The following is a 17,559-nucleotide window of genomic DNA, read 5'->3' on the forward strand; positions in this document are numbered from 1 at the left end:
TGGATGAATCGGTGCAGATCTACAATAGGGAGCGGCCACACTTATCCCTGAAATACAAAACGCCCGATGCGGTGCATCGGGCGTTTTGAGCGTGAAACAGGTGTAAACCTATTTCAGGACTAGACATTGATGATGATCGCTGATTATCGTTCCCACGCTCCAGCGTGGTAACGCCGCTCTGGACGCTCTGCGTCCGGTCATTGAGTCAGGCGCTGGACGCGTGCACGATCGACGGCGAAATCTGCTTCAGCCTTTACGCGTGCGGCCTGATACCCGGCGATATCGGTTTGCAGTTTCTGCTGCTGATCGCGCAAGTCATTCAACTGATCGACCAGCCCCTGCTGAACCGGACGCCCCGCGCGCTCCAGGTCGGCTGCCTGGCCTTGCAGATTGCGCTGCTGAGCCGCCAGCCCCTGAATATTGCCTTGGGCGACGCCAATAAGCGCATCCAGCTCGGCCAGTTTGCGGGCCTTGACGCGGTCCACTTCATCGACGCTGCTGTAGAGGCTCAGCAGTTGCGCATCAGCGGCGGCCTGGCGTTTTTCTGCTTCGGATTGGCGAATCTGCTCGGCAGTCGGCGCGGGCGGTACGACTTGTATCACCCGGCCACGACCATTGAGCACTTCGTAGCCTTTGGCAACGTAGTCGGGCGGCACGCCTTGCGTATCGATCACGGTCACGCCACGGCTGTCGACGTAGCGATAAAGGAGAGCTTCAGGCGCGTCGGCCGCTTGAGCGTGCAAAGGCGCAAGCATGCCAAGAGCCAGCAAGCCCCCCAAAACGCCCAGTACGCCTGAAACCGATGCCCGTCCCGTGCCGCTGACTGCCATAGGCTCGCCCTCAGATTCCGTATTGCGCGCGATAGGCTTCGACGGCAGGCAGATGCTGCTTGAGCTGCGGATCGTCGGCCAGGAACTCAAGCACTTGATTCAACGACACGATACTCACTACCGGGATGCCGAAGTCACGCTCGACTTCCTGAATCGCCGACAGCTCGCCATTGCCACGCTCCTGACGATTGAGCGCGATCAGCACGCCCGCAGCTGTCGCGCTCTGATCCTTGATGATCTGCATGACCTCACGAATCGCAGTGCCCGCCGTGATCACGTCGTCGATAATCAGCACATTACCCGCCAGCGGGGAGCCCACCAGACTGCCGCCCTCGCCGTGCGCCTTGGCTTCCTTGCGGTTGAAACACCACGGCAGATCACGGTCATGATGCTCGGCCAGCGCCACAGCAGTTGCCGAGGCGAGCGGAATACCCTTGTAGGCCGGGCCGAACAGAACGTCGAAGGCAATACCGCTTTCAACCACGGCTGCTGCGTAGAAACGCCCCAGCTGTGCCAGTGCGGAACCGGTGTTGAACAGCCCTGCATTGAAGAAGTACGGGCTGGTGCGCCCGGACTTGAGAGTGAACTCACCGAAGCGCAGAACACCGCGATCGATGGCAAAACGAATGAAATCGCGCTGATACGCTTGCATGGAAAAAGCTCCGGATACCACGGATTTAGCTAATTAGGTAGAGCTCGGGTATCATACACGCACGTGATTTTTGGGGCCATTTATGCGGATCATCAGTGTGAACGTAAATGGCATTCAGGCTGCAGTCGAGCGTGGTTTGCTCAGTTGGCTGCAAGCTCAGAATGCCGACGTCATCTGCTTACAGGACACCCGCGCCTCCACCTTTGAACTGGATGATCCAGCCTTTCAGCTGGATGGTTACTTCCTCTATGCCTGCGAAGCCGAGGTTCCCGCTCAGGGTGGTGTGGCGCTTTATTCGCGGTTGCAGCCGAAGGCGGTAATCAGCGGCCTCGGTTTCGAGACAGCCGACCGCTACGGGCGCTACCTGCAAGCAGATTTCGACAAGGTCAGTATCGCTACCCTGCTCTTTCCGTCAGGGATGAATGGCGATGAAGACCTGAATCAGAAATTCAAGCTCATGGACGATTTCGGCAAGTACATGGACAAGCAACGCCGCAAGCGTCGCGAATACATCTATTGCGGATCGCTCTATGTCGCGCAGCAGAAGCTCGACATCAAGAACTGGCGTGACAGCCAGCAGTCTCCTGGCTTCCTGGCGCCTGAACGCGCCTGGATGGACGAGATTGTCGGTACCATGGGCTATGTCGATGCCCTGCGTGAAGTGAGCCGCGAAGGTGACCAGTACAGCTGGTGGCCGGATAACGAACAGGCCGAGATGCTGAATCTGGGCTGGCGCTTCGATTATCAGATCCTGACTCCAGGCTTGCGCCGCTTTGTGCGTAGCGCCCGCCTGCCGCGCCAGCCGCGCTTTTCGCAGCACGCGCCGTTGATCGTGGATTACGACTGGACCCTGACTATCTGATAGCCAGGCAAGGCAGCAAACACGAAAAAGCCGACTTGAAGTCGGCTTTTTGCGCTGCCTGAAGTGATGCTACTTGATCAGGCGCAAGGTGAACGGATAGCGATAATCGACGCCGTCATTGGCTTTTATCCCGGCAATGATCGCCAGCACTCCGGCTCCGATGCCCACCAGCGTCAGTAACGCAAAGCCGATGATCAGTAGCACCAGCAGCATGCTGACGGTGGCCGCGATAGCGACTGTGATCTGAAAATTCAGCGCTTCCTTGCCTTGCGCGTCGATAAATGGATCGGTGTCTTTCTTCAACTGCCAGATAATCAGCGGGCCCAGCAGATTGCCGAACGGAAACATCAGTCCGGCAAACGCCGACAAGTGACAGAACATCGCCCACTGGCGAGCGCTTTGCGGCGGTTTGCTGAACGGTTGCAAGCTGTCACTCATTATCGGACCCCCTTCTGGGTATCAGTCGGCCAACGCGGCGCGCTGCAATTCAAACAATTCGGTCATGCCTTTCTGCGCCAGCGCGAGCATCGCGTTCAGCTCTTCCGGCTGAAATGGCGCGCCTTCGGCGGTGCCCTGAACTTCAATGAAACCGCCTGCACTGGTCATGACCACGTTCAGGTCGGTCTCGGCAGCCGAGTCTTCGAGGTAGTCGAGGTCGAGCACCGGCTCGCCCTGATACATGCCGACCGAAACAGCCGCGATCATCTGCTTGAGCGGGTCGCCGCCTTTCAGGCCGCCGCGCTTCTTGATCACCTTCAGCGCATCGGCCAGGGCCACCATCGCACCGGTAATGGACGCGGTGCGAGTGCCGCCGTCAGCCTGAATGACATCGCAATCGACGTACAGGGTGACGTCGCCCAGCTTGGACATGTCCAGCGCAGCACGCAGCGAACGACCGATCAGGCGCTGGATTTCGAGTGTACGACCACCCTGTTTGCCACGGCTGGCTTCGCGCTGGTTACGCTCGCCGGTAGCGCGTGGCAGCATGCCGTATTCGGCAGTCAGCCAACCCTGGCCCTGGCCTTTGAGAAAGCGTGGTACGCCGTTTTCGACGCTGACGGTGCAAATCACCTTGGTATCACCAAACTCGACCAGTACAGAACCCTCGGCGTGTTTGGTGTAGTTGCGGGTGATGCGGATCGAGCGGAGCTGATCGGCGGCGCGACCACTTGGACGTTTCATCTGGGATACCTGTACTGAGACGGAAAACTGCTGGGCATTATAGAGGCCACAGCTGTCGCTGGGCATCTCTAAAAGCCGTCAATGCCGATCCGGCGCAACCAGAAGGCCCTGGATCAAGGCTTTCGACGCGCAGATGCGGGGTAAAACAACGCCTTGCGTCACCTGCCACACTGTCGGATTGGGAGCCTGCGCCGCACTGCGCTACAATCCTGCGCCTCTACAGCCAGTCGGCTTTCACGACGCCCATGACCGCCACTTCTGCGCGCTCATGAACCAAACCACGCTTTTGCAAGCGAACCAAGAGGTATTTCCCATGGTGCACAGCATGACTGCCTTTGCCCGAGTAGAGCGGGCCGGTGCCCAGGGCACACTGAGCTGGGAACTGCGCTCGGTCAATCACCGCTATCTTGAGCCCCACCTGCGCCTGCCGGAGTCGTTTCGCGATCTGGAAGGTGCGATTCGCGAAGCGCTGCGCCAGGGGCTGTCGCGCGGCAAGGTCGAATGCACATTGCGTTTTGTCGAGGAAACCGCTGGCAAACCGCTGCAAGTGGATCTTGAGCGTGCAGGCCAGTTGATCGCCGCAGCCGAATCGGTTGCCGGCCTGATCAAGCAGCCTGCCGCGCTGAACCCCCTTGAAGTTCTGGCATGGCCCGGCGTACTGGTGGCTGATGCCAGCGACCCGCAGGTGTTGAACACCGAAGCACTGAAGCTATTCAATGATGCGCTGACCGAATTGAAGAGCGGGCGCGGGCGCGAAGGTGCAGACCTGGCCAGACTGCTTGATGACCGGTTGTCTTCCATCGTCGAAGAGGTTGCCACCCTGCGCACCCTGGTGCCGCAGATGCTGGCAACTCAGCGCCAGAAAGTACTGGATCGCTTTGCCGACATGAAAGCCGAACTGGACCCGCAGCGCCTTGAGCAGGAAATGGTTCTGTTGGCACAGAAAAGCGATGTTGCCGAAGAACTGGACCGCCTCAGCACGCACGTCACCGAAGTGCGTCGCGTAGTCAAGGCTGGCGGTCAGGCAGGCCGGCGCCTTGATTTCCTGATGCAAGAGCTTAACCGCGAAGCGAATACACTGGGCTCCAAGGCCTTTGACCCACGCAGCACGCAGGCTGCCGTCAACCTTAAAGTGTTGATCGAGCAGATGCGCGAGCAAGTGCAGAATATTGAGTAAGGCTGAACCTGACATGACCCATATCACTGGCACCCTGTATATCATTTCCGCCCCGTCCGGCGCGGGCAAGACCAGTCTGGTCAAGGCGCTGATGGACGCTCAGCAAGAGCCTCAGCACGGCGCGCAGGCAAAGATTCGCGTCTCGGTCTCGCACACCACCCGGGCCATGCGCCCCGGCGAAGTAAACGGCGTGAACTACAACTTCGTCGATCGTGCCGAGTTCGTGCGCATGATCGAGCACGGCGACTTTCTTGAGCAGGCCGAAGTCTTCGGTAATCTGTACGGCACCTCGCAGAGCCACCTGCAGCAGACCCTTGACGAAGGCCACGACCTGATTCTGGAAATCGACTGGCAGGGTGCCCGGCAGGTTCGTGCGCAAATGCCGCAGGCCCGGTCGATCTTCATTCTGCCGCCTACCCAGCAGGCATTGCGTCAGCGCCTGACCAACCGCGGCCAGGACAGTGACGAGATCATTGAAGCGCGGATGCGTGAGGCGGTCAGCGAAATGAGCCACTACAACGAGTATGAATACGTTGTGGTCAATGACGATTTTGCCGGTGCACTGGAAGACCTCAAGGCGATATTCCGCGCCAATCGTCTGACTCAGGAGCATCAGCAAGAGCAATACAGCGAGCTTTTTCAGGAGTTGCTGGCTTGATCGAGTCGTTTCCAGACATCAGGCAACAGGTTAAAAGCATGCCGTTGGTGGCTTGCCGCTTGATGCCTGGTGCTGTCCGCTTGTAAACTATCGAGTCCGCTCGCCCATCCGGGCATCGCGCATCCGCATTTGCTACGAGGAATACCCATGGCCCGCGTAACCGTTGAAGACTGCCTAGAACACGTGGATAACCGCTTTGAGCTGGTCATGCTCTCTACCAAGCGTGCCCGTCAACTGGCAACCGGCGGCAAAGAACCAAAGCTGGCCTGGGAAAATGACAAGCCTACCGTTATGGCGCTGCGTGAAATCGCGGCTGGCCTGATGGATTACGCTGTAATCGCAGAAGCCGAAATCGTTGAAGATGAACCATTGTTTGCAGCGTTCGAGGACGAGTCCAACGAGGCCGTCTAAGCCTATGCCAGGTCGACGTAGCACGGCGCAGGGTAAAAGCCATTGGCAAGGGGTAGCGCCTTGCCGAGCATAGACGCCCTCGCCGAAAGACTGTCGGCCTACCTCGGCAAGGACCAGGTCAATCTGGTCCGCCGAGCGTATTTCTACGCCGAACAAGCCCACGATGGCCAACGCCGTCGTAGCGGTGAAGCCTACGTCACCCATCCTCTTGCGGTGGCGAACATTCTTGCCGACATGCACATGGACCATCAGAGCCTGATGGCTGCGATGCTTCATGACGTCATCGAAGACACCGGGATTGCCAAGGAAGCGCTCAGCGCACAATTTGGCGAAACCGTCGCCGAACTGGTCGACGGGGTCAGCAAACTGACCCAGATGAATTTCGAGACCAAGGCCGAAGCCCAGGCAGAAAACTTCCAGAAAATGGCCATGGCCATGGCGCGCGACATTCGCGTGATCCTGGTCAAGCTCGCCGATCGCCTGCACAACATGCGCACGCTGGAAGTGCTGTCGGGCGAAAAGCGTCGGCGTATCGCCAAGGAAACCCTCGAAATCTATGCCCCCATCGCCAATCGGCTGGGCATGCACAGTGTGCGCATCGAATTCGAGGACCTGGGTTTCAAGGCGATGTACCCGATGCGATCCTCGCGAATCAACCAGGCGGTCAAGCGCGCCAGGGGCAATCGCAAGGAACTGGTCAACAAGATCGAAGAGTCCCTTAGTCATTGCCTGGCCGTTGACGGCATCGAAGGCGACGTGAGTGGGCGGCAGAAGCATCTTTATGGCATCTACAAGAAGATGCGCGGTAAGCGTCGCGCCTTCAACGAGATCATGGATGTCTACGCATTCCGCATCATCGTCGACAAGGTCGATACCTGTTATCGCGTGCTGGGCGCTGTGCATAATTTGTACAAGCCGTTGCCCGGCCGCTTCAAGGACTACATCGCGATCCCCAAGGCCAACGGCTACCAGTCCCTGCATACGACTTTGTTCGGTATGCATGGCGTGCCGATCGAAATCCAGATTCGCACCCGCGAAATGGAGGAGATGGCCAACAACGGGATCGCTGCGCACTGGCTGTACAAATCCAGTGACGACGAGCAGCCCAAGGGCACTCACGCCCGTGCAAGGCAGTGGGTCAAAGGCGTGCTGGAAATGCAGCAGCGTGCGGGCAACTCTCTGGAATTTATTGAAAGCGTCAAGATCGACCTGTTCCCGGACGAGGTTTACGTTTTCACGCCCAAAGGCCGGATCATGGAGCTGCCCAAAGGCTCCACGGCGGTGGATTTCGCCTACGCGGTACACACCGATGTCGGCAACAGCTGCATTGCCTGCCGGATCAACCGCCGGCTGGCGCCGCTTTCCGAACCGCTGCAAAGTGGCTCGACCGTCGAGATTGTCAGCGCCCCAGGCGCACGTCCGAATCCGGCATGGCTGAACTTCGTCGTCACCGGCAAGGCGCGTACGCATATTCGTCACGCGCTCAAGCTGCAACGCCGTTCCGAGTCGATCAACCTCGGCGAGCGCCTGCTGAACAAGGTGCTCAACGGCTTCGAATGCAGTCTCGACAAGATCACTCAGGAACGCATCCAACTGGTGCTCAACGAGTACCGGGTCGAAGTGCTGGAAGACCTGCTCGAAGACATCGGGCTGGGCAATCGTATGGCCTATGTCGTCGCCCGCCGCCTGCTGGGCGAGGGCGAGCAGCTGCCAAGCCCTGAAGGTCCGCTGGCGATCCGCGGTACCGAAGGCCTGGTGCTCAGCTACGCCAAATGCTGCACGCCAATCCCGGGCGACCCTATTGTCGGCCACCTGTCCGCAGGCAAGGGCATGGTTGTGCATCTGGATAACTGCCGCAACATCAGCGAAATCCGTCACAACCCGGAAAAATGCATCCAGTTGTCCTGGGCCAAGGATGTCACCGGTGAATTCAACGTCGAATTGCGTGTCGAACTCGAGCATCAGCGCGGCCTGATCGCTCTGCTGGCCAGCAGCGTCAACGCGGCCGACGGCAATATCGAAAAAATCAGCATGGACGAACGCGATGGTCGCATCAGCGTGGTCCAACTGGTGGTCAGCGTGCACGACCGTGTGCATCTGGCTCGTGTGATCAAGAAACTGCGCGCCCTGACCGGTGTCACACGCATCACCCGGATGCGCGCGTAGGCCATCCCATCATCAGGAGTTCTCATGACCAAGACTGTCATCACCAGCGATAAAGCCCCTGCGGCCATCGGCCCATACTCTCAGGCCATCAAAGCTGGCAATACCGTCTACATGTCCGGACAGATCCCGCTGGACCCGAACAGCATGGAGCTGGTCGAAGGCATCGAAGCGCAGATCACCCAGGTCTTCGAAAACCTGAAGTCTGTTGCCGAAGCGGCGGGCGGATCCTTCAAGGACATCGTCAAACTGAACATCTTTCTGACCGACCTGGGCCACTTCGCCAAGGTCAACGAAATCATGGGCACCTATTTCACCCAGCCTTATCCGGCTCGCGCAGCCATCGGCGTTGCAGCATTGCCGCGTGGCGCTCAGGTTGAAATGGACGCGATTCTCGTCATCGAATAATCCCCCGACGGAGCGTGCCTTGCGCTCCGTTCTCCCTGAAGGAAGGAATCCGTTATGCGCTCCGCGCTCGCCATCTCGCTGCTCGCCGTCATTCTGGGCGGCTGCGCCAGCCACGCCGACCGCAATCCGGACGGCACCTGGATCAACCAGACCGCCATCGACGCCGCCGTCAAACAAGGCAACCTGCGTCAGGCACTGCTCGCCAACGGCCCCAATCTGGAGTGGAAAATAAACTCCAAAGCCAATCAGGCCATTTACTCCAACGGTTTCGAGCTGGGTGAAGGCAAGATCGTCAGCGCTGCTGAAGGCAAGCTGCACATCGACTTCTACGGCAACTTCTTCGAAGACCTGAGCGTGAAGGGTGATGAACTGGTTCAAGCGGCCAGCGAGTCAGGCCCTGAACAGCACTTCCAGAAGCCGGAAAACCCGGCACCGGAAGGCGCTCAGCCTGGCACCAGCTTCGAGAAAGCCTTGTATAGCGCCTACATGGGCGGCAAATGGACTGTCGTGGAGGGCGATGGCCAAGGCAACACCGTGCAATTCATGCCTGACGGCAGTGTGCAGGGGCTTCCCGAAAACGATCGCTACGCACTATGCCTGGCGGGCGATTGCGCAGCCATGAGCGGCGAATATGACAGCATGTGGCTGGAGAAAGCCGAAAAAGGCAACCCGTGGATCTTTGCGCGCAAAGGCAAGCAACTGGAGATATTCCAGGCTATGAACAATGCCGGTGCTGACCAGATGCCCGAGCTGCGCCCAGGCCCACGTCGCTGGTTGCTCGAACAGCAATAAGCGACTCACGCGTCAGGAGCGCCCTTCAAGGCGCTCCTGACGGCGACTTGTTTACCCCAGCAATGCCGCATAGCCAGCCCGATAATCCGGGTACATCGGCACCCATCCCAGTGCGCGCGCCCTGGCATTGCTGCAACGCTTGCTGCCCACGCGCTGCACGCTGACTTCCTCCGACCATTCGGTCACTCCCAGATATTCACGTATCCACGCCACCACATCGGCCAGCGCAGCCGGATCGTCGTCAACGCCTAGATAGCAATTCTCCAGTGCCACACCTCGTTGATCCGCCTGAAGCAGATGCTCCAGCAAGCTGGCGGCATCATCGGCATGAATGCGATTGGCATAGACCGGCGGATCAACTCTGACACTGTGCCCCTGACGCACGCGGTTCGACAGATCACTGCGTCCGGGCCCGTAGATACCGGTCAGTCTCACTGCCGTGGCTGGCAGTCCGCTGTTCAGCGCGAGCTGCTCGGCTTCCAGCATCACAGTGCCGGTGTAGTTGGCCGGTTCGGTGACGGAGTTTTCATCAACCCACTCCCCGTTCTGCTGACCGTAGACACCGCTGCTTGAGACGAAGATCAACCGCTTTGGACGCTGCCCGGTCTGCTCAAGCCAGCTCAATACATTGCGCAGGCCCTCGACATAAGCCATCCGGTAACCCTCTTCGTCACGCTGCGAAGGCGTCGCGCAATACACCACATAGTCCAGTGCCGCAGTGGGCCACAGGGCAGGCTTGCGGGTATCGAACAAGTCGCCCGCCACACCGTGAACACCGGCAGGGAGCTCGGAAACAGTGCGCCGCAGCCCATGCACGGTCCATCCGTGGGGCAGCAGGCGGGTCGCGAGTCGCGAACCAATGTCGCCACAGCCGGCGATCAGAAGCGAAGGAGCAGTCATTCGGTATCTCCAGAAAAGGCGGTGTCAGTATCGTTAAAAACGCTCATCGACAGGCAAGCATTCGGCCGAATATGTAAAAAAGATACTGTATTACTTTTGTTAACAAGAACGATTTGCAATAATGGCAGCCCATTTGTTCCCTGTGAGCGTCGAGAGCACTGAACGACGCACTGGAACCATCCCCCATTTTCTCTCAGGTCCGGCCAGCATGACACGCATTCAATCAATCGCTTCGCCTACCCGGATGCCTCGCCTGCCTCGTGCATGGCGCGGTGTCGCAGCCCTCGTCTTGAGCCTGATGTTCGTACCTATGGCCCTTGCAGATCAATCGGCACCGACTGCGGCACCTGCAGCCTCTGCCGCCCCTGCGGCGACAGCTCCTGTCGCGCCTGATGCCGCAGCCCCAATGCAGGCTCTGGAGCCTGCAGCCGAAGACAACAGCCTGGGCATGGCCCATGACCTGTCGCCGTGGGGCATGTATCAGAATGCCGACGTCGTGGTCAAAGCTGTCATGATCGGCTTGGCCATCGCATCGATCATTACGTGGACCATCTGGATCTCCAAGGGTTTCGAACTGCTGGGTGCCAAGCGCCGGTTGCGTGGTGAAATCGTCAACCTGAAAAAAGCCCGCTCCCTGAACGACGCGAGCGCGACGGCCAGCAAGGAAGGCACCCTAGCCCACCTGCTGGTGCATGACGCCCTTGAAGAGATGCGCCTGTCGGCCAACAGCCGTGAACGCGAAGGGATCAAGGAGCGTGTCAGCTTCCGCCTCGAGCGCCTGGTCGCAGCCTGCGGCCGCAACATGAGCATGGGCACCGGCGTGCTGGCGACCATCGGTTCGACTGCGCCGTTCGTGGGTCTGTTCGGTACGGTCTGGGGCATCATGAACAGCTTCATCGGCATCGCCAAGACCCAGACCACCAACCTCGCTGTCGTGGCACCGGGTATCGCCGAGGCCCTGCTGGCCACGGCACTGGGTCTGGTTGCCGCAATTCCTGCGGTAGTGATCTACAACGTGTTCGCCCGCTCCATCGCCGGTTACAAGGCTCAGGTTTCCGATGCTTCGGCGCACGTTCTGCTGCTGGTCAGCCGCGACCTGGATCATCTGCCAGAACCGACCGAGCGCAATCAACAACAACCGCACATGGTCAAGGTGGGCTAACACGTGGGCCTGCATCTTAACGAAGGCGGCGATGATCTCGCCGAGAACCATGAAATCAACGTGACGCCGTTCATCGACGTCATGCTGGTGCTGCTGATCATCTTCATGGTGGCTGCACCGTTGGCGACCGTGGACATCAAGGTCGACCTGCCGGCATCCACTGCCACGCCACAGCCCAGGCCCGAGAAGCCGATCTTCCTCAGCGTCAAGACCGACAAGAGCCTGTATCTGGGCGAAGAGAAGGTTGCCCGCGAGCAGATTGGTCAGGTTCTGGACGCCCGGACCAAGGGCAAGAAGGACACCACGATCTTCTTTCAGGCCGACAAGGGCGTGGATTACGGCGATCTGATGGAAGTCATGAACACGCTTCGGGGTGCGGGTTACCTGAAGGTCGGTCTGGTTGGTCTTGAGACGGCTGGTAAGAAATGATCAGTACGCGCCAAAAACTGACGCGCTATAGCGGTAGTCTGTTGTTGGTGCTGGCCGTGCACGCTATCGCGATCATTATCGCCGTTCGCTGGCCCGCCTCTCAGGCGATCGAGCTACCGCCAGCGGCCATGATGGTCGAGCTTGCGCCTCTGCCCGAGCCGGCACCGCCGCCACCACCAAAAGTCGTTCAGCCACCTCCGCCGCCAGCCCCTGAAGAACCAGAGCCCATGCCGGAAGTCGCGCAAGCGCCGAAGCCGGAAATCGTGGTGCCCAAAAAGGTTGAAAAGCCCAAGCCAAAGCCGCAGCCGCCAAAGCCGCAGAAGAAGCCTGAGCCACCTCAGGAAAAACCTGCTGACGAAAAACCGGTCGACACGCCGCCTACGACTGCCAAACCGGAAAAAGCAGCTGCTCCGAAGCCCGCTCCTGCACCTTCGCCGCCCAGCAATGCGCTGCCAAGCTGGCAGGGTGACCTGTTAAGTCATCTGGGCAAGTACAAGAAGTATCCCGAGGATGCGCGTCGTCGTGGCATGCAGGGTGTTGCCCGCCTGCGCTTCGTTGTCGATGCTGACGGCAACGTCCTGTCTTACTCGATTGCCAACAGTTCAGGCAGCCCGGCGCTGGATCGAGCGACCATGGAAATGATCCGTCGCGCTCAGCCACTGCCCAAGCCGCCCAAGGAAATCCTCAACAACGGCACCATTGAAATCCTCGCACCGTTCGTTTATTCGCTGGATAAACGCTGAATTGTACTTTTGTTACTTGTGAGTGCTTCTGATAACGTGCGTCTATCGATCGCACCCGCTATGCTGGGGTCGCAACTTCATGGACGCACGTTATGACTCTTACAGAATTACGCTACATCGTCACGCTTGCCCAGGAGCAGCACTTTGGCCATGCGGCTGAACGCTGCCACGTCAGCCAGCCAACGCTGTCGGTGGGTGTCAAGAAACTCGAAGACGAACTCGGTGTGCTCATTTTCGAGCGCAGCAAGAGCGCCGTGCGCCTGACACCGGTCGGTGAAGGTATTGTTGCTCAAGCGCAGAAAGTGCTGGAGCAGGCTCAAGGTATTCGTGAGCTGGCCCAGGCAGGCAAGAATCAGCTGACCGCGCCGCTGAAAGTTGGTGCTATTTATACCGTCGGCCCTTACCTGTTCCCTCACCTGATTCCACAACTGCACCGGGTTGCTCCGCAGATGCCGTTGTATATCGAAGAAAACTTCACGCATGTGCTGCGCGACAAGTTGCGCAACGGTGAGCTGGATGCCGTCATCATTGCCTTGCCATTCAATGAAGCCGACGTGCTGACCCTGCCGCTTTACGACGAGCCGTTTTCCGTTCTGATGCCGGCCGATCACCCCTGGACTCAGAAAGAGACCATCGACGCCTCGGCACTCAACGACAAGAGCCTGTTATTGCTGGGCGAAGGTCACTGCTTCCGTGATCAGGTTCTGGAAGCATGCCCTACTCTGGGCAAAGGCAATGAAGGCGCCAGGCACACGACGGTGGAATCCAGCTCGCTGGAAACCATTCGGCACATGGTCGCTTCCGGGCTGGGTATTTCGATCCTGCCGCTTTCGGCCGTCGACAGCCACCACTACGCGCCCGGCGTGATCGAAGTCCGCCCGCTGACGCCGCCTGTGCCTTTCCGCACGGTCGCCATCGCATGGCGCGCAAGCTTTCCGAGACCCAAAGCCATCGAAATTCTCGCTGACTCTGCACGCCTGTGCTCGGTGGCACGTCCGAAACCAGTCGCAAGTTAGGCAGAAAAGAAATGAGCGAGCTTTCCAGGGTCTCGGTCACGGCGCTCAAGGGCGTCGGTGAAGCGATGGCAGAAAAGCTGGCCAGGGTCGGACTGGAAACCCTGCAGGACGTGCTGTTCCATCTGCCGCTGCGTTACCAGGACCGGACCCGCGTCGTACCGATTGGTGCATTGCGCCCTGGCCAGGATGCCGTGATCGAAGGCGTGGTCAGCGGTGCCGATGTGGTAATGGGCAAGCGCCGCAGCTTGCTGGTAAGGCTTGGCGACGGCACAGGTGTCGTCAGCCTGCGCTTCTACCACTTCAGCAACGCGCAGAAAGAAAGCATGAAGCGTGGCACGCACCTGCGCTGCTTCGGCGAAGCGCGTCCCGGTGCTTCCGGACTGGAAATCTATCATCCGGAATATCGGGCGATTACCGGTGATGAGCCTGCGCCCGTCGAACAGACCCTCACGCCGATCTATCCCACTACCGAAGGCCTCACCCAGCAGCGCCTGCGCCAGTTGTGTCAGCAAAGCCTGGCGATGCTCGGCCCCAAAAGCCTGCCGGACTGGCTGCCGGATGAGCTGGCCCGCGACTATCAGCTGGCCCCGCTGGATGATGCGATCCGCTATTTGCATCACCCGCCCGCCGATGCCGATGTGGAGGAACTGGCCCTCGGGCATCACTGGGCGCAGCACCGGCTGGCTTTCGAGGAACTGCTTACCCACCAGCTTTCCCAGCAGCGTCTGCGTGAAAGCCTGCGCTCACAGCGCGCACCGGCATTGCCTGTTGCGAAAAAGCTGCCGAAACAATTTCTCGCCAATCTTGGCTTCTCGCCGACGGGTGCACAGCAGCGGGTCGGCAAGGAAGTCGCCTACGACCTGAGCCAGCCTGAGCCGATGCTGCGGTTGATCCAGGGTGACGTCGGTTCGGGCAAGACCGTGGTCGCCGCGCTGGCTGCCTTGCAGGCGCTGGAAGCGGGTTATCAGGTAGCGCTGATGGCCCCCACCGAAATTCTCGCCGAGCAGCACTACATCAACTTCCAGCGCTGGCTAGAGCCGCTGGGCGTGGGCGTGGCCTGGCTGGCGGGCAAGCTCAAGGGCAAGGCGCGCGCGACGTCTTTGGAGCAGATCGCCAGTGGCACGCCCATGGTGGTGGGCACCCATGCGCTGTTTCAGGATGAAGTCCAGTTCAAGAACCTCGCGCTGGTGATCATTGACGAGCAGCACCGGTTCGGTGTTCAGCAACGTCTGGCGCTGCGCAAAAAGGGCGTCGGCGGCCTGATGTGTCCGCATCAATTGATCATGACCGCCACACCGATTCCACGCACGCTGGCGATGAGCGCCTACGCCGATCTGGACACGTCGATTCTGGACGAACTACCGCCCGGACGGACGCCGGTCAATACCGTGCTGGTTGCCGACAGTCGCCGTCTGGAAGTTGTGGAGCGTGTGCGCGCTGCTTGCGCCGAGGGTCGCCAGGCCTATTGGGTATGCACGCTGATCGAAGAATCCGAAGAACTGACCTGCAAAGCCGCTGAAACCACCTACGAAGAACTGAGCAGTGCCTTGGGTGAGGTTCGCGTCGGGTTGATACACGGGCGTATGAAGCCCGCAGAAAAGGCCGCGATCATGGCCGAATTCAAGCAGGGTGCGCTGCAATTGCTGGTGGCAACCACCGTAATCGAAGTGGGTGTCGATGTACCGAACTCCAGCCTGATGATCATCGAAAACCCCGAGCGCCTCGGTCTGGCTCAATTGCACCAGTTGCGCGGGCGCGTCGGGCGCGGCAGTGCGGTCAGCCATTGTGTGTTGCTCTACCACCCGCCGCTTTCACAGATCGGACGGCAGCGGCTGGGCATCATGCGCGAAACCAACGATGGCTTTGTCATCGCCGAAAAGGACCTTGAACTGCGTGGTCCCGGTGAAATGCTGGGAACCCGACAAACGGGCCTTCTGCAATTCAAGGTCGCCGACCTTATGCGTGACGCAGACCTGCTACCGGCCGTACGCGACGCGGCTCAGGCCCTGTTGGAGCGTTGGCCCCAACATGTCAGCCCACTGCTCGACAGATGGCTGCGTCATGGCCAGCAGTATGGCCAGGTGTGATGCAGGCTACGCTTTGAACACCACGTGCGACCGAAAAGGAATAACGTGGTTATACTTCAAAAAATGTAGGAATTTGGACATAGCTCATGACAGAAGTCGCCCACGTCAATGATCCGCAGCATGCGCCGTCGGTAATCCGGCAGTTGCTTGAAAAATTGGCTATCAGCTACAACGAAGTCATGGACGACAAAAGCTTGCCCCCGGCGCGCAAGGTTCAGGCTGTGCTGGTCGAGGACGCTGTCGGTGCGCTGCTTATCCTGTTCCCGCAGAGCCAGTTGCTCGACCTCAGCCGAATCACCGAGCTGACTGGGCGCCAGCTGACCGCTGTGCCGCATGATCGCTTGCAGCGCATGCTCACCAAGCACAACCTGCAAGTGCTGCCGGGGCTCCCGGCACTGACCAGCTCACCGTGCCTTTACGATGATCGCCTGCTGCAAGAGCCGACACTGCTGGTGGGCTCGGGTGAAAAGGGCCTGTTGCTGGAAATCAGCAGTGACGACTTCAAAGGCATGCTGAGCAAGGCCAGTGCGGCGCACTTCGGCCAGTCGGTCGCAGCCATTCGTCCGAACCTGGATCGTCCTGACGACGATCCGGCAGAAATCACCCAGGCCATGCATGTTTTCACGGCGCGTCGTATCCAGCAGCGTCTGGAAGCGACCCTGGAAATACCACCGCTGGCCGGAACTGCACAGAAAATCATCAAGCTGCGGGTCGACCCCGATGCGACCATCGATGATATCACCGGCGTAGTCGAAACCGACCCTGCGCTGGCGGCACAGGTCGTGAGCTGGGCGGCATCGCCCTATTACGCGTCCACCGGCAAGATCCGCTCGGTAGAAGATGCAATCGTTCGCGTACTGGGCTTTGATCTGGTGATCAATCTGGCGCTGGGCCTCGCGCTGGGCAAAACCCTGAGTCTGCCCAAGGACCAGCCGCAACAGACCACGCCTTATTGGCAGCAATCCATCTATACAGCTGCCGTCATCGAAGGCCTGACCCGCGCCATTCCCCGCGCCAGCCGCCCGGAAGCTGGCCTGAGCTACCTCGCCGGTTTGCTGCACAACTTCGGCTACCTGCTGCTGGCCCATGTGTTTCCGCCACACTTCACCCTGATTTGCCGCCAGCTGGAAGTCAACCCGCACCTGCACCACAGTTTTATTGAACAGCATCTGTTGGGCATCAGCCGCGAACAGATCGGTGCCTGGCTGATGCGCTATTGGGACATGCCCGATGAACTCGCCATCGCGTTGCGCTTTCAGCACGACCCCCACTACAAGGGCGAACATCACGTCTACGCCAATCTGGTCTATCTGGCCGTACGTCTGTTGCGGGTGAACGGCATCGGTTCCGGGCCTGAGCAGGAGATTCCTGACGAGTTGTTCGAACGCCTGGGCCTGTCCCGCGAAAAAGCCAACGAGTCAGTGAAAAAAGTGCTGGAGGCCGAGGTCCTTCTGCGCGAACTGGCTTCGCAGTTCAGCAAGTAGCCTGCGGATGTAACGTACGAATAGTGCCGAAGGCTCCGGCCTTGGCACTCTCCCCTCGAACCTTAGAAAGGCTCGCCTTCAACCCCCGGCAGGTGCTCATCCAGGCGTAGCCAGGGAAGCCGGTTCTCTATCCAGATGTGTCGAGAGGGCGTAGCCAGCTCCGGTTGGTCAAGCGTCGCAATGGTGACGTCGATCTCGTCCGGACTGTTGCGCGTGAACAACGCCATGTGCGCGCCGCACTTGCCGCAGAAATAGCGGACGCAGCTGGGTGCGGAGTCATAAGCGCAGGGGCTGCCGGTCAGCCACTTGAACGAAGCCAGCGGCACGCTTATCCAGGTTACGGCCGTTGCACCTGAGGTGCGTCGGCAGATGGAGCAGTGGCAGTGAGCGATGTCCCGCAACGGCGCATCGAACTGGTAACGCAGCCTGCCGCAATGGCAGCCACCCGAGTGTATCTCGTTCATCCGTGCCTCTCCTGTTCATGCCCGTAACCCCTGTGACAATAAAATTCCGGCAACTGCCGAATGAAAGCTCGGTGAAAGCTTGGCCAATTAGCATCAGCCCACTTCCGGCAAAAAGACCGGCTAGCCAGGAACGGATTCC

Annotated in this window: 19 protein-coding genes; 13 read left to right on the plus strand and 6 right to left on the minus strand. The window is 59.5% G+C overall.

Annotated elements, in window-relative coordinates; all coding sequences use genetic code 11:
• Nucleotides 1-197: 197 nt before the first annotated feature.
• Entirely contained in the window at nt 198-830 is a 633-nt protein-coding gene (locus RGM3321_RS06915; RefSeq protein WP_244392263.1) for a DUF4124 domain-containing protein, read from the minus strand.
• Between the two features lie 10 nt (nt 831-840).
• Entirely contained in the window at nt 841-1,482 is a 642-nt protein-coding gene (gene pyrE, locus RGM3321_RS06920; RefSeq protein ID WP_005778502.1) for an orotate phosphoribosyltransferase, read from the minus strand.
• 82 nt (nt 1,483-1,564) lie between these two features.
• Between pyrE and RGM3321_RS06925 the strand changes: the two genes are divergently transcribed.
• Nucleotides 1,565-2,344, plus strand: coding sequence for an exodeoxyribonuclease III (locus tag RGM3321_RS06925; protein WP_002551505.1), 780 nt, complete (start codon nt 1,565-1,567; stop codon nt 2,342-2,344).
• Between the two features lie 69 nt (nt 2,345-2,413).
• On the opposite strand, the gene RGM3321_RS06930 is transcribed toward RGM3321_RS06925, so the two are convergent.
• Both RGM3321_RS06930 and rph read right to left on the minus strand, forming a co-directional pair.
• A complete protein-coding gene (locus RGM3321_RS06930) occupies nt 2,414-2,782 on the minus strand; it encodes a DUF4870 domain-containing protein (protein WP_244392264.1) in 369 nt (122 codons plus the stop codon).
• Between the two features lie 21 nt (nt 2,783-2,803).
• The gene (gene rph / locus RGM3321_RS06935) at nt 2,804-3,526 is read right to left on the minus strand and encodes a ribonuclease PH (protein WP_003313989.1); all 723 of its coding nucleotides are present in this window, start codon (nt 3,524-3,526) and stop codon (nt 2,804-2,806) included.
• Between the two features lie 313 nt (nt 3,527-3,839).
• On the opposite strand from rph, the gene RGM3321_RS06940 reads away from it, so the two are divergent.
• The 6 genes from RGM3321_RS06940 (at nt 3,840) to RGM3321_RS06965 (ending at nt 9,135) form a co-directional block, all read left to right on the plus strand.
• Complete coding sequence (locus RGM3321_RS06940) at nt 3,840-4,703, plus strand: YicC/YloC family endoribonuclease (RefSeq protein ID WP_244392265.1); 864 nt, start codon at nt 3,840-3,842, stop codon at nt 4,701-4,703.
• A 13-nt stretch (nt 4,704-4,716) separates the two neighbouring features.
• Complete coding sequence (gmk, locus tag RGM3321_RS06945) at nt 4,717-5,361, plus strand: guanylate kinase (protein ID WP_244392266.1); 645 nt, start codon at nt 4,717-4,719, stop codon at nt 5,359-5,361.
• 147 nt (nt 5,362-5,508) lie between these two features.
• On the plus strand, nt 5,509-5,772 hold the full coding sequence (gene rpoZ, locus RGM3321_RS06950; protein ID WP_002551500.1) for a DNA-directed RNA polymerase subunit omega: 264 nt from the start codon (nt 5,509-5,511) through the stop codon (nt 5,770-5,772).
• 60 nt (nt 5,773-5,832) lie between these two features.
• Entirely contained in the window at nt 5,833-7,938 is a 2,106-nt protein-coding gene (gene spoT / locus RGM3321_RS06955) for a bifunctional GTP diphosphokinase/guanosine-3',5'-bis pyrophosphate 3'-pyrophosphohydrolase (protein ID WP_004655368.1), read from the plus strand.
• A gap of 24 nt (nt 7,939-7,962) precedes the next feature.
• Nucleotides 7,963-8,343 (plus strand): RidA family protein, encoded by a 381-nt coding sequence (locus RGM3321_RS06960; RefSeq protein ID WP_044319282.1) that lies wholly within the window; start codon nt 7,963-7,965, stop codon nt 8,341-8,343.
• A gap of 54 nt (nt 8,344-8,397) precedes the next feature.
• Nucleotides 8,398-9,135, plus strand: coding sequence for a hypothetical protein (locus RGM3321_RS06965; RefSeq protein ID WP_244392267.1), 738 nt, complete (start codon nt 8,398-8,400; stop codon nt 9,133-9,135).
• Nucleotides 9,136-9,186: 51 nt separating this feature from the next.
• On the opposite strand, the gene RGM3321_RS06970 is transcribed toward RGM3321_RS06965, so the two are convergent.
• On the minus strand, nt 9,187-10,035 hold the full coding sequence (locus RGM3321_RS06970; RefSeq protein WP_244392268.1) for an SDR family oxidoreductase: 849 nt from the start codon (nt 10,033-10,035) through the stop codon (nt 9,187-9,189).
• A 208-nt stretch (nt 10,036-10,243) separates the two neighbouring features.
• Between RGM3321_RS06970 and exbB the strand changes: the two genes are divergently transcribed.
• From exbB to RGM3321_RS07000, 6 genes are all read left to right on the plus strand, one after another.
• Nucleotides 10,244-11,197 carry a tonB-system energizer ExbB gene (exbB, locus tag RGM3321_RS06975; protein WP_244392269.1) on the plus strand — a complete coding sequence of 318 codons (954 nt, stop codon included), beginning with the start codon at nt 10,244-10,246 and terminating at the stop codon, nt 11,195-11,197.
• A gap of 3 nt (nt 11,198-11,200) precedes the next feature.
• Nucleotides 11,201-11,626 (plus strand): TonB system transport protein ExbD, encoded by a 426-nt coding sequence (gene exbD / locus RGM3321_RS06980; RefSeq protein ID WP_002551495.1) that lies wholly within the window; start codon nt 11,201-11,203, stop codon nt 11,624-11,626.
• Nucleotides 11,623-12,369, plus strand: coding sequence for an energy transducer TonB (locus RGM3321_RS06985; protein ID WP_058402720.1), 747 nt, complete (start codon nt 11,623-11,625; stop codon nt 12,367-12,369). Before exbD ends, RGM3321_RS06985 begins: the two co-directional genes overlap by 4 nt.
• Nucleotides 12,370-12,461: 92 nt before the next feature.
• A complete protein-coding gene (locus tag RGM3321_RS06990; RefSeq protein ID WP_244392270.1) occupies nt 12,462-13,385 on the plus strand; it encodes a hydrogen peroxide-inducible genes activator in 924 nt (307 codons plus the stop codon).
• A gap of 11 nt (nt 13,386-13,396) precedes the next feature.
• Nucleotides 13,397-15,472, plus strand: a complete 2,076-nt coding sequence (recG, locus tag RGM3321_RS06995; protein ID WP_117140269.1) for an ATP-dependent DNA helicase RecG — start codon at nt 13,397-13,399, stop codon at nt 15,470-15,472.
• Nucleotides 15,473-15,558: 86 nt separating this feature from the next.
• Nucleotides 15,559-16,956, plus strand: a complete 1,398-nt coding sequence (locus tag RGM3321_RS07000) for an aminoacyl-tRNA deacylase and HDOD domain-containing protein (protein WP_244392271.1) — start codon at nt 15,559-15,561, stop codon at nt 16,954-16,956.
• Between the two features lie 62 nt (nt 16,957-17,018).
• On the opposite strand, the gene RGM3321_RS07005 is transcribed toward RGM3321_RS07000, so the two are convergent.
• Entirely contained in the window at nt 17,019-17,420 is a 402-nt protein-coding gene (locus RGM3321_RS07005) for a GFA family protein (protein ID WP_244392272.1), read from the minus strand.
• Nucleotides 17,421-17,559: the final 139 nt, after the last annotated feature.

The organism is Pseudomonas sp. RGM 3321, assembly GCF_022836805.1.
Lineage (GTDB): Bacteria > Pseudomonadota > Gammaproteobacteria > Pseudomonadales > Pseudomonadaceae > Aquipseudomonas.